Consider the following 12766-nt stretch of genomic DNA (forward strand, 5'->3'; position numbering starts at 1 on the left):
TCACGCCGGGGGRCGCGCTGATTTCAAGGARTGGCAAGTCCCGTCCACTCCGCCACGTATTAAAGCCTCAGTCTAACGACTGGGGCTTTTTTACGTTTGTAGCAATATAAATAGACACAGCGGAGTGGTAGTTCAGTTGGTTAGGCTTTTTATTGGAGAGCTTAGCGRCCTKTCACGYCGGGGGRCGCGCTGATTTCAAGGAGTGGCAAGTCCCGTCCACTCCGCCACKTATTAAAGCCTCAGTCTAACGACTGGGGCTTTTTTACGTTTGTAGCAATATRAATAGACACAGCGGAGTGGTAGTTCAGTTGGTTAGGCTTTTTATTGGAGAGCTTAGCGGCCTGTCACGCCGGGGGCGCTGAATTCAAGGGATAGCAAGTCCCGTCCGCTCTACCACTTACACTAAGCCCAAGCAGAAATGCTTGGGCTTTTTTTGCATTTAGTGTTTCTAAATCCTTAAACGCGTTCTCAATACGCCTGAATGTTAAGGTGTTTATGAAAATTGGTATTACCTTTCCCGCCATAACGCCGATTCCCTTGCTAGACTTATAATGTCAATCAGATTAAGTAATTACCCGTTCAGGACCGCTTCTTATAGGCGGTTTTCAAAGCAATTTATACAGTGTTAGATGTTTTTGACGTAGAGCAACTAGGCCTGAAAACCGTAGTCTTGTCTAAAATGCTTTTAATTTATGCTTAATTATCAACCTCTAAATGCGATTTTTATAAGAAGTAAAAATGGAGGCGCTATGTGGAAGTCATTAAGTCTTGTGAGCGTATTATTGCTGACGGCATGTACCATTGAACGAGATTATTTCCCGGTTGAAATTCACTATGACTGTCAGGCCGGGCAGTTTTTCTCGTTAAATTATCCAAACTCTGAATCCGTTGTGGTTCATTATCTTAATGATGTCAGAACACTAGAACGTAAGCATTCGGCTTCTGGTGCTCAATATCGTGATTTTGAGGGCAAGACTTACCTGTTTACCAAAGGGGATGAGGCCATGTTGGAATGGGATGAATCTAAACTAGATGGTTGCAAGGCCAGAGAATAACCCCGCTCTCATAGAATAAAAAAAAGGGTAGCCAGGCTACCCTTGTCGCTAAAACCTGAAACCGAAGGTTTGCGAAATGTAACAGCTATAGCGCTTGTTACTGTAGGACTCAACAATGAATATCGTTATCGCTGTCTATAAGCAGCGGGCGTAAGCGGTTATACTTTCAAAAACACCTTCATTTGCTGCAGAACGGCTTCGGCTTGCTGTTGATCTTTCATTTCGACAAACAGACGCAGCAGTGGCTCTGTACCAGAGAAGCGAGCCAGCGCCCAACCGCCATTTTTAAAGTAAACCTTAGCACCATCGGCATAGCTGACTTTTTCGACATCATACTCAAACTCGGGCAAGGCCTTTTCTAGGTAGATTTTGTCGTATAGGCGTTCACGATCAGAGGCTTTAAAGGTACAGTCCCCTTCAGCCGTGTAGGCATAGCCGTATTTTGCGTAGATTTCATCGAGCATTTCAGACAATTTTTTGCCGGTAACACTGATCATTTCAACCAATAGGCTCGAAGCAAATACACCATCTTTACCTTTGATATGACCGCGAATGGTTAAGCCGCCAGAGCTTTCGCCACCGATGAGTGAATCGTCAGCTTCCATTTGTGAGCTAATATGTTTAAAGCCGACAGGGACTTCAAAGCTCTTCTCGTCATAGGCTGCCGCGACTTTATCGAGCAGATGTGTTGTTGCGATATTACGTACTACAGAGCCTTTCCAGCCTTTGTATTTAAGCATGTAATAATAAAGAAGCAGCAAAACTTCGTTCGGGTGAATGAAGTTGCCTTTTTCATCAATAATCCCTAAACGGTCAGCATCGCCATCAGTACCAATACCAATGTCATACCCTTCATGGGCCACCAAATGCTTTAAGCGATATAGTGTCGCGGCATTCGGTGATGGCATCAGGCCACCAAATGAAGGGTTCTGACCATCATTGATCACATCAACATCACAACGGCCAGAGATCAGAACGGTTTGCAGTGCGTTCTTAGCAACGCCGAACATTGGGTCGATCAATACCCTTAGGTTGGCTTTTTTAATCGCTTCAATGTTAATAAAGTTAATGATTGAGTCTACGAACTCATTCATGGGATTAATCTTAGTGATCATCTTTGATTTTAGGGCGTCTTCAAAGTCGATACTCTTCACATCGCTTGCAGTCAATCCCGTAATTTGCTGTTCAATTTTTTGAGTGATGATTTCATCGGCGTCACGGCCACCTTCAATGAAGATCTTCACACCATTGTAATCAGCAGGGTTGTGAGAAGCTGTAATGCAAGCGGAGTAAGTAGCGCCAATTTCCTTGCATTGAAACATCACTATCGGGGTCGGGACATATTTGTCGATAAAACTGACGTTGATTTCATTCGCCGCTAGTACTTCGGCAAACCAGGCTGCAGCTTTATCAGATAAGAAGCGGCGATCATAGCCGATAACAAAGCCGTTACCGGTTACCCGTTCTTTGAGCATAATGTTAGCAAGAGCCTGTGCGACTAATCTGACATTTTCTTTGGTAAATTCTTCGCCGATCAGGGCGCGCCAGCCACCGGTTCCAAATTGGATCATGTGGAACTCCTATTTCTCTCAATCGAAAAAATTAAAAGTGGGGATGAAAGCCATCCCCAAACGTTGTTTCACTGTGAGGGTTAGCCCATTACCACAGTAACAGTGTTGACTGTACCTTCAGCCTGCGGGGTTATCGCTCCTTCAATGGATTCGCCATTTAGCGTGATAGAAACAACCCCTTTACTAACATGAGCAGGATTTTCAACTTTGATATTATATGTAGCTCCACGCCACTGACGTGTAACGTCAAAGCCTGGCCATGCTGTTGGAATACATGGGTCGACAATTAAACCGTCAAAGCTTAAACGGACGCCTAGAATAAAGTTTGTGGCAGCAATATAAGCCCAACCTGATGATCCGGTTAACCATGGGTGGTTAGCACGACCATGATCTTGGTGATCGCGTCCCATGATGAACTGAACATAGGAATAAGGTTCAGTCACACGTTTTTCAATCATGTCATTCTGGTTGTATGGATTTAGCGCATCATAGAATTTCATCGCCTGATCACCGCGACCAAGCTTAGCCTCTGCGACCCAGGCCCATGGATTTGGGTGGGAGAAAATAGCGCCATTTTCTTTTACACCTTGATAAACACGGGTAACGAAACCAATGTCATCATTTGGTGTAGCGAAAGAAGGGGCGTTCAGGTGAAGGCCGTAATCAGAGTACAGGTACTCATCAACCGAGTTCATCGCCTTTTCGCCGCGCTCTTGAGATACGGCCCCAGACACAACCGCCCAGGTGTTAGATTCTAAGTGAACCTTGCCTTCAACTTGTTCGTTAGTACCGACTTTTTCGCCATTCTTAGTAATGCCACGGATATACCAGCCGCCCTCGTCATCCCAAAGATGCGTTTCACAGGCGTTTTGTACACCGCCGGCCATATCTTCATAACGGGCAGCGTCTTCGTCTTTTCCTAGGAACTTGGCGAGATCAACAAACTCTTGAATTGCCCAGTAATGAAGGAATGCAACCATTGATGATTCGCCACCACCGAGGTTTAAGCAATCGTTCCAGTCTGCGCGCAACCCTTTCGCGATACCTGTTCGGCCAACATGTTCGGCCGTGAAATTTAGTGCGGCTTTCATGTGTTCATAAACCGTGGCTTCACCGCCATCGGCGAATGGGATCACTTCGTCAAAGAAACTGGTTTCGCCGGTTTCCATGACATAACGGCAGATCGTCGGGACAAGCCATAAATGATCATCAGAGCAGGTATCATCGATACCGTGGATCTTATCTTCATCACTTGGCGTAGGGACAACGGTCGGTGATTTTGAAGGTTCAACATTGGCTTTTTCCGGATCAAACCAATCGGGATCGAAGAGGTGAAGACCATAGCCTGCTTTAACTTGGCCACGAAGCAGATCAACAAGGCGCTTTCGGGTCATTTCTGGATTTGAATGAGGTACAGCCATTGCGTCTTGTGCGGTATCACGATAGCCAAGTCCGGTACGGCCGCCGACTTCGATAAAGGAAGCAAAACGAGACCAGACAACACATGTTTCTGCCTGGTACAGGGTCCAGGTATTTAGCATGGTATCCAGACCTTCGTTTGGTGACTTCACCTGGAATTTAGCACAACGCTCATCCCAGTGAGTTTTGATATCTGCGAAAGCTGCATCAACATTAGCAAGGTCTTGATATTTAGCACGTAGTCTTGCGCCGTTACCTTTACCTAAACCAAGGATATAAACAAAACGAACTTCTTCGCCTGGTTGAATAACAAATTGCTTGTGCAGTGAACCACAATGGTTGTAGCAGGTTTGCGCGGTATTCGAGCATTTGCCTTGTTCAACCGCGATAGGGTTAGACTCATCTCGGTAGAGGCCTAGGAACGAATCACGCTGACCGTCATAGCTATCTGGGTTAAATGTAGACGCAAGGTAGTAGAAGCCTTCAAATTCATTGGTGTTGTAGTAAAGATCGTATTCAATGACTCCTTCTTCATAAGATGTACCAGCGGAGTACAGGCTCATCTGATGGTTTTGGTTATCAGATTGAATGTGGCTGAAGGAGAACTCAACAAATGAGAATGCACTGATTGTACGTGGTTTGTCGCTATCATTCTTGATGACAACATCCCAGATCTCAGCATCTTCACCTTTAGGTACGAATAAGGTTTTTGATGCAGTAATGCCGTTGTATTCACATTTGAATTTCGAATAAGAAAGGCCGTGGCGGACTTCATAACTGGCTTCATCAAGGCTTTTTGCTACGGGCTGCCAGGAAATTGACCAGTAATCACCTGTTTCGTCATCACGAAGGTACACGTAGTGGCCCGGGCGATCAAAGGATGCATTCGGGCGAAATTTTGTTACGCGATTGTATTCAGGCGAATTGTAAAAAGAGTAACCACCCGCATTATGTGAAATGACCGTACAGAATTTCTCAGTACCCAGGTAGTTGGTCCAAGGGGCCGGGACATCAGGACGAGTGATTACGTACTCTCTGTTATCGTTATCAAAAAAACCGTATTTCATTGCTTCCAATCCTTTTTAAATATTCACTATTCGGTGGCTGCTATTCGCAGTGGCGGTAATTGATGCCCGCCTTGTCTAAGTATTTGAGTTGACCGTTTAGACGCGCTTTAAAGTCGTCCCAGTTGCGCTGTTGAGGGTTAGTCCAACAGATTTCTGAGATGGCTAATAAGCGTGGATAAATCATGTATTCAAAGCGACTTTGGTTATTGACGAGTTCACACCACAGTGCCGTTTGAATACCTATAATTCGTTGGTGAGCCGGATCATCCGGTGCGAGTTCGGCTAATGGGCGATACTGATACACATCATCAAGAGGCAATTTCCCTGCCCAGTCGGCTCCCGGCTCATCGGCAGAATAACCTTGTGCTAAGTCGAGGTAGGTAAATTGTGCAGGCTGCATGACGACGTCATAACCTTGTTGTGCACAGACAAGCCCCGCATTTTCATTGCGCCATGAGAAAATGGTCGTTTGCTTGCTGACCTTGTCACCATCAGTGGCTTCTTCCCAGCCCATCATCTGCTTGCCATTGGCTTGCAGTAATTCTTCAGCAAAACGTAACAGGTGCCCTTGCAGATCCTTGGGATCTTGATAGCCGTGTTGTGCCATTAAATTCTGGCAAGCTTCGCTATCGGTCCAGACACCGGCAGGAACTTCATCGGCACCAATGTGAACAAAAGGGGCCGGGAATAATTCACAGATTTCAGTGAGTACATTTGAGATAAAGGTGTAAGTGCCTTTAAGTGCCGGGGATAACACATTATCCGGATAGTTCTGAATACTGAGATATTGAGATTTATCTTCAGGATCAACCAGTAGGTCCGGCAGCGATTTGATCGCAGCACGGCAATGCCCGGGAATATCGATCTCAGGAATAATCGTGATGCCCCGCTCACTGGCATATGCGATAAGCTCTTTTGCATCTTGTTTGCTGTAGTAGCCACCATAGCGCCGATTGATGGTGGTAAATTGGGGGAGTAATACTTCATTCGGACCACGCCATGCACCGATGCGAGTCAGTTCCGGATAAGCATCAATTTCAATTCGCCAGCCTTCGTCATCTGTCAGGTGCCAATGGAAGGTGTTGAATTTATAACGGGCTAATTGATCTATGAGGTGTTTAATACGCTTTATCGAGTGAAAATGGCGCGCGCAATCTAACATCATACCGCGATATTGGTAGTGTGGCCGATCATTGATATCAACCATTGGAATGCTATAAGCGGCAACGGCATGATGCTCAGGGTTCGCTGGCAACAGCTGCAGCAGGCTCGACGTTGCATGGGTAAAGCCTGATTTTGAGCTCGCTTGGAGCCAAATGTTATTCTGCTCGATAAGTAAGCGGTATGCGCCTTCTGCCATTTCAGGGTGAGCCTGATAATGGATGTTACCATCCCGATGTATCGGGAAATCATCATGGAGTAAATCAGTCAACTCCTCTTGCAGCCAACGGGCTGCCCCTGATGCTAGCGCATTTGGTGAGGCTATCGCAGTAGATTGAGTTAACTTAAACCTGCCATTTAGTGGCGTTACCGATGTTGGCATCGGTATGATATTCAATGCCTTTGCTGGTGGTAGCTTGGTATTAAATCGCTCTATTGCGGGCTGGCCTAAGTCGACACAGGTGACTTCAACCGGTAATGGTTTAATAAAGCCCTCGGTGGTGTTTGCGACCAGGAAAGCCTCATGGATCCCGTCATCATGCAAGGTGAAGGGAGCCGTAGCCATGGTGAATTCGGTATAAAAATGTGAATTTGAGGCGAGCAGAGGGAGCGCTTCTGACGTTATAACGCAGTAGCTCCCCAGCTGTTTAACCTGGCCATTTAAAACCGACGTCGGTTCAATCCAGCGATTAATAACAAAGTGCAGTGACCACTCTTCTACAGGCTGATCACTGAGGTTATGAAGCGTTAGTGCAAAGCGAGGTTCATGTTCTGCTTTGCTTATCACGGTGAAATCGACGCGGTAGCTCATTGTGTCTCCTTAAAGCGGATAAAGGTTGTGACAACCTTTTGCCATTGCGATAGCACCATCCATTGCATCACCTTGAGGCTGTGCAAGACGATTTTGTAACGGCGGTGCGAGCCAGGCTTGAATTCGTTCCCCAATACTGCCCATTAAGCACACCTGATCGGCACCGCGTTTAATCAGTGCCGTCAGCAACATTTCCACATCGTCGGCGGTTTGTTTCAGTAATTCGATAGCCAAGCTATCGCCTTCGGCCGCATGAGCGAAAATAGCCGGTGAGAATTGACCGTAATCACAAGGGCGGGCAGTCTTTGACCAACTGACAATGGCGTCGACATCGTGCTCGAAGTGAGCCATAACATGATGAGCGAGCGGAGTATGAGGAACTATGTCATCAACACTTAACAGCACTTGCTGGATCAGGCGCAGCCCCATCACGGCACCGCCGCCGTGATCGGAGATCGGAAACTCACGCCCACCGACTACCTGCTGTTGGTTATCTTTAATTAAGATGCCGCAAGATCCTGTGCCGGCGATAAGAATGGCGCCATCTTTACCTCGCCATGCCCCGAGGCAAGCGCCATAAGCATCGGTATTTAACGTCATTGACGCATAAGGATGGGAGAGTGACATGAAGGAATACCAGGCATCCTTTTGCTCGGCACCGGCTAAAGCGAGGCCGATTGACATTGCACTGAAATCATCACGGGTTAACCCAGCCAGATCTGCGGCAGTGGCAATGGCATCTAGAATAGATGCCATTGCCACTTCGCCACCTAATAATATATTGGCACTGCCTGTTTTGGCCTCACCAAGAAGTTGACCGTCAAGGTCGCAGATCCGAGCACGGCAGGATGTTCCTCCACCGTCGACACCAACATAATATTTAATTTGACTAGCCATGATTACGCTCCTTAAATTGCAAAGTTATTGCTAATAAATACCAACCGCCATGAGGGATCCATTGCTCGCCCCAGCGCCAGTTCTGTAACATGTCGTCTTTCTGTTTTTCCGGTTTAAACGCAATGTCTTGCTCGTTCTCAAAGCCGGAAGTAATACCGTTGCACACCCCGCCTTTCGCATTGCTAAAACCGAGTTCAGGTAGGTAATCCGGATTATTGCGGCCATGACCATCGACCATGCACATATCAAATGGATTTAATCCTACAATCCAATCAGTAAGGCGTTGGCCATAGGTCATGAGCTTCGTTTTGACTTCGGTATCATCAATGATGTTTTGTGCCATATAAGCCATTGCCGCAAGCGAGGCAATACGGGCATTTTCACCTTGCCACCAATAACCGGTCTCATTGTTGTGAGGCATAAAGAAAGCCGTCTGCTTATCATCATCCACCGCTTTGACATACTGGCGTGGATAACCAAACGGATTGTTGACTTCTGTTGTGATATTTAATTCAAAATCCAAGGCATTGAGTAATACTTGGTAAGCGTTTTCACTTTTAATGACATCATGCTCAATGGCTAAATATTGCATTAATGCAATCGCAGGTAACCCGGCTTCCGCGGCATGAAAGTAAGGACGGCTGCCATCATCATTGGCAGACCAGTAATGCGCTATTTGGTGATCGGATACTTGACGTGCAGCTAAGCGCTGAGCCCAATGACGAGCTTGCTCCAAGTAGCGTTCTTGTTGCGTTGTTCGATAGAGTTCAACAGTGGCGAGAAGTGCACAGTACTCGTCGATAATGTTCTCCTGACCATTATCGAGGTAGTGCCGGTTCATCTCCTGCAGATGCCAATAGCCCTTTTCTGCAGCCTGAAGATAAGCGTCTGCTGGAATGGTTCCGGCGTGCAGACGCGCCGCTGCTGCCAGAGCTGCAATTGAAATTCCTCCCCCTTGGCGGAAGCCTGCCTGATAATTATCAGACTTGATACCGTCCTGGGTTGAATACGAACAAATCTCCCGTTGCTCTGTGGACTTACTCCACTTGTCGAACACCGTCATATAAAAATAACCCTGCGGGTTTTGCATCCGCAGTAAAAAATCCGCGCCGTGAAGGGCCTCTTCCATAAGGCGTTGGCGGGTAAAATCAGCAATGTTTTCTTCGTCTTCCAGTACCTCATAAGCTTTAAGCATGTTCCAAACCACCATCGGGGTTTGTTGAGGATTTAAATAATTACCATTAGAAAGGTGACTGAGGTACTTACTGACATCGCCGGACGCGTCGTACCAGCCACCACGCACATCAGCTGTTTCATCACTACCGAAAAGACGGATGTGTTGATCGGCGTGTTCATAGATCCCTGAGCAACGCTGCGACTTAAAGTAATGCAAGAGATCACTAAAGGTGCGTTGCATTAACAGCCCCTCGGCAATACAAAATACTGCAGATTGGGTATCTCCGATCTGAATACGGTATTCGCCACATTGCTCCAGCGGGGTGAAATCGATCGAGTAGGCATAGCCCGTGTGCCACTGTGCGACCGGACCACAGGCCTTAAGAGGCAGCTGCATAATGGACTGCCCGTCATCACAGCAGATGATCTGTGCCGTTGTTACCGCAAGATCAGGCCGGGCCAGAACAATGGCTTGTTTGGCCCCAAGACGTTCATATCCAAGATGGTTCATTAACAGCTGCATGTATCCTCCAATATGTAGCTGCTGAATTAGCAGCCACATAACTCACTTAATAAATATTGATTAACTTTCAAATAAGTAACAACGTACGAAGTGGTTCTCAGAAAGCTGAGTCACACCTGGCAGTTCTTCCCGGCATCTTGCTGTTGCGTGAGTACAGCGCCCCGCAAACGGGCAGCCGAGGCTTTCCGGTGTCCAGAGCGGGATCTCACCCTTGTTGCCCTTGAGTTTTTCGTGGATGGACTTACTAGGATCCGGTACGGCTGAGACCAGTAGCTGGGTGTAAGGATGCTGGGGATCATGAATGATCTCCTCGGTATCTCCCCATTCAACCATGTGGCCGACATACATTACCGCCAGATCTTCGGCAATATAACGTGCCGTCGCGATATCGTGGGTGATATAAAGCAGCGCCATCTCACGCTCAAACTTCATCTCCTCCATCAGGTTCAATACACCGGCACGGATTGATACATCGAGCATGGAGGTCGGTTCGTCAGCCAGTACCACTTCAGCACCAACGGCAATGTTACGGGCCAGATTGACACGCTGACGCTGGCCGCCTGATAGCTGATGAGGGAATTTAGCCGCCGTCTCTTTCGGTGGGGTTAGCCCGACTTGGTCAAGCAGGCTATAGACCATTTCTTCAAGCTCTTTTTTATTGCCTTTACTGACTTTGTTGTGGATCAGCAGCGGGCGGGCGACATGGTGAAAAATAGTATGGGTCGGGTTCAGTGAACCAAACGGGTCTTGCCATACCATCTGTACGCCCTGACGGTACTGCATTAAATCGCGTCGGCTCGTGATATCGGCAATGTCTTGTCCGAAATACTCAATGTGGCCCCCTGTTGGCGGATACATTTTTGCAATCATTTTCGCGGTGGTTGATTTACCGGAGCCCGATTCACCCACAACGGCTAATCCACGGCTTTTGTACATTTTGAATGACACGTCATTGATTGCACGCATCTTGGATTTCTTTAACGAGTTACTATTGACTTCAAAATCTTTAATCAGATTTTTACCTTCAATAATTGGTTGTCCGACAGGTTTGTTCATAATGCCTCCTAATTGCTTCCTATTTTTTATTAACTGCTTTTATTGAATAGGTGGCAGTTTGATAAACGACCAGGTTCAAGTTGGCGTAATTGAGTGGCAGTGCTGAAACAGGCATCATGCGCTTTGTTACAGCGCGCCTGAAAACGACAGCCTTGAGGTATTTCCAGCAAGTTCAATGGATTGCCAGGAATACCCGTGAGGCGGGTTTTCGGGCCTGTCAGTGGTGGAAATGAACTTCCCAGCCCTTCGGTGTAAGGGTGGAATGGTTGTTCCAGGATCTGTTTTGATGGTGCAACTTCGATGAGTTCACCTGAATACATGATGCCGATACGGTCTGAGAACTCGACCATCAGCGAGATATCATGGGTAATGAACAGGATCGAGAAGCCAAACTCTTCTTTCAGGGCATAGATTTTTTGCAGAATCTCACGCTGAACCACCACATCAAGGGCTGTTGTTGGTTCATCCATGATGATCATCTTCGGATTCAGTGCCAGTGCAATAGCAATCACCAGACGCTGGCGCATACCCCCCGAAAACTGGTGCGGGTAATCGCGTAAGCGGTTCGGGTGAATATCGACGATTTCCAATAACCCTTCAGCACGGCGAATAGCCTGCTTACGATCCATATTGGTGTGGCGCATAATGACGTCACAAAACTGCTCTTCGAGTGTCAGTACCGGGTTGAGCGCGTTCATAGCACTCTGAAATACCATCGATGTCTGGCTCCAGCGAAAGGCAGTCATATCAGCCTCGCTGAGTTTAAGAATATCGCCATGACCGTCGAATATTACTTCGCCACCAGAGATAAATGCGGGTGGCTTATGCAGACGCATTAATGCCATTGCCACGGTTGATTTACCACAGCCAGATTCACCAGCCAGACCGAATATTTCGCCTTTACCGATATCAAAGCTGACATTGTTTACCGCACGTACATCGCCAGCATCTGTGATGTAGTCAACACAAAGATTGCGAATGGAGATTTGTGGATTGGTCATTACTTTTCTCCTCCCTGAAGGGCAGGCTGAGCCGATTCTAATGTCGTTTTCTGGGCTTCTTTATTTTGTTTTTCCATATTTTTCCAACGGCTCATACCTTTATGTGAGCGAAGCTGCGGGTTCGCAATTTCATCTACCGCAAAGTTAAGCAGTGCAAGGCCGATAGCAACAAGAGTTAGTGCGATACACGGTACTAATAGCTCCCACCATGCACCGACAAGCATCGAAGAAGATGTTTGAACGTTGTAAAGCATGTTGCCCCAGCTGATAGTGCTTGCATCGCCAAGGCCAAGGTATGACAGAGTTGCTTCGGTCATAATTGCTAGCATAACCGAGCCGATGAAGCTTGCACCGACGATAGAAATCAGGTTAGGTAAAATTTCAACAAAGATGATTCGCCAAGACGATTCACCCAATACTTCAGCGGCTTTAATGAACTCTTTTTCTCTTATTGATAATGTTTGGGCACGAACAACCCTGGCGCCCCATGCCCAGGCGGTTATCCCAATAACCAGTGTTATCGTTACAGGCCCCGCTTCACCAATGAAGGCGGCGAGAACAAACAATAAGGGGAGCTGTGGTATCACCAGCATGATGTTCATGGCGGCAGAGAGAATGTCATCAACCCTACCACCAAAGTAACCGGCAGAAACACCGACTAACGTTGCGAGAAAACAGACCATCAAGCCGGCACCGAAGCCAACAGCCAGTGAGGTGCGTGCGCCATACACAACTTGAGACCAGACATCGCGTCCCATTCGGGTTGTACCAAGTACGTGTTCGGCTTTTTTCGACATCCGCAAGGTACGGCTGCTGTCGGCGAGGTTTTCGGCAACCCAGCCATCGGGATTATTTTGTGCAGCCTTAACGACAAATGCTGGGTATTCGTGCGGGTTACCCGTTCTCTTGTTAGGGGCATGTTCAGTAATGAACGGGGCAAAAATAGCGGCTAAAATAAACAGCGTGAGAATGATTAAGCCGGCAAGGGCTTTATGATTACTGGAAAGTAACTTAATTAAACCTTTCATA

Annotated in this window: 9 protein-coding genes; 1 reads left to right on the forward strand and 8 read right to left on the reverse strand. The window is 47.1% G+C overall.

What is annotated here, in order from left to right; translation table 11 throughout:
- Nucleotides 1-749: 749 nt before the first annotated feature.
- Nucleotides 750-1055, forward strand: a complete 306-nt coding sequence (locus L4D76_RS07395) for an MliC family protein (RefSeq protein ID WP_428440277.1) — start codon at nt 750-752, stop codon at nt 1053-1055.
- 158 nt (nt 1056-1213) lie between these two features.
- Here the strand turns inward: L4D76_RS07395 and L4D76_RS07400 are convergent, their stop codons facing one another.
- From L4D76_RS07400 to L4D76_RS07435, 8 genes are all read right to left on the reverse strand, one after another.
- Entirely contained in the window at nt 1214-2626 is a 1413-nt protein-coding gene (locus L4D76_RS07400) for a phosphoglucomutase/phosphomannomutase family protein (protein WP_428440278.1), read from the reverse strand.
- Between the two features lie 80 nt (nt 2627-2706).
- Nucleotides 2707-5112, reverse strand: a complete 2406-nt coding sequence (locus L4D76_RS07405) for a glycoside hydrolase family 94 protein (RefSeq protein WP_428440279.1) — start codon at nt 5110-5112, stop codon at nt 2707-2709.
- A 40-nt stretch (nt 5113-5152) separates the two neighbouring features.
- A complete protein-coding gene (locus tag L4D76_RS07410) occupies nt 5153-7084 on the reverse strand; it encodes a beta-N-acetylhexosaminidase (RefSeq protein ID WP_428440280.1) in 1932 nt (643 codons plus the stop codon).
- 9 nt (nt 7085-7093) lie between these two features.
- Nucleotides 7094-7981, reverse strand: a complete 888-nt coding sequence (locus tag L4D76_RS07415) for a glucosamine kinase nucleotide-binding domain-containing protein (RefSeq protein ID WP_428440281.1) — start codon at nt 7979-7981, stop codon at nt 7094-7096.
- Entirely contained in the window at nt 7974-9680 is a 1707-nt protein-coding gene (locus L4D76_RS07420) for a glycoside hydrolase family 9 protein (RefSeq protein WP_428440282.1), read from the reverse strand. Before L4D76_RS07420 ends, L4D76_RS07415 begins: the two co-directional genes overlap by 8 nt.
- Nucleotides 9681-9740: 60 nt before the next feature.
- Nucleotides 9741-10736, reverse strand: a complete 996-nt coding sequence (locus L4D76_RS07425; protein WP_428440283.1) for an ABC transporter ATP-binding protein — start codon at nt 10734-10736, stop codon at nt 9741-9743.
- 29 nt (nt 10737-10765) lie between these two features.
- Nucleotides 10766-11737: an ABC transporter ATP-binding protein gene (locus L4D76_RS07430; protein WP_428440284.1), complete on the reverse strand. Its 972-nt coding sequence runs from the start codon at nt 11735-11737 to the stop codon at nt 10766-10768.
- On the reverse strand, nt 11737-12765 hold the full coding sequence (locus L4D76_RS07435) for an ABC transporter permease (RefSeq protein WP_428440285.1): 1029 nt from the start codon (nt 12763-12765) through the stop codon (nt 11737-11739). The genes L4D76_RS07430 and L4D76_RS07435 overlap by 1 nt, the downstream gene beginning before the upstream one ends.
- Nucleotide 12766: the final 1 nt, after the last annotated feature.

Origin of the sequence: Photobacterium sagamiensis, from assembly GCF_050337085.1 — a bacterium.
Classification (GTDB): domain Bacteria; phylum Pseudomonadota; class Gammaproteobacteria; order Enterobacterales; family Vibrionaceae; genus Photobacterium; species Photobacterium sagamiensis.

Coding starts and splice junctions, on each gene's coding strand:
- L4D76_RS07395 (WP_428440277.1), top strand. CDS start 750: ATGTGGAAGTCATTAAGTCTTGTGAGCGTATTATTGCTGACGGCATGT.
- L4D76_RS07400 (WP_428440278.1), bottom strand. CDS start 2,626: ATGATCCAATTTGGAACCGGTGGCTGGCGCGCCCTGATCGGCGAAGAA.
- L4D76_RS07405 (WP_428440279.1), bottom strand. CDS start 5,112: ATGAAATACGGTTTTTTTGATAACGATAACAGAGAGTACGTAATCACT.
- L4D76_RS07410 (WP_428440280.1), bottom strand. CDS start 7,084: ATGAGCTACCGCGTCGATTTCACCGTGATAAGCAAAGCAGAACATGAA.
- L4D76_RS07415 (WP_428440281.1), bottom strand. CDS start 7,981: ATGGCTAGTCAAATTAAATATTATGTTGGTGTCGACGGTGGAGGAACA.
- L4D76_RS07420 (WP_428440282.1), bottom strand. CDS start 9,680: ATGCAGCTGTTAATGAACCATCTTGGATATGAACGTCTTGGGGCCAAA.
- L4D76_RS07425 (WP_428440283.1), bottom strand. CDS start 10,736: ATGAACAAACCTGTCGGACAACCAATTATTGAAGGTAAAAATCTGATT.
- L4D76_RS07430 (WP_428440284.1), bottom strand. CDS start 11,737: ATGACCAATCCACAAATCTCCATTCGCAATCTTTGTGTTGACTACATC.
- L4D76_RS07435 (WP_428440285.1), bottom strand. CDS start 12,765: ATGAAAGGTTTAATTAAGTTACTTTCCAGTAATCATAAAGCCCTTGCC.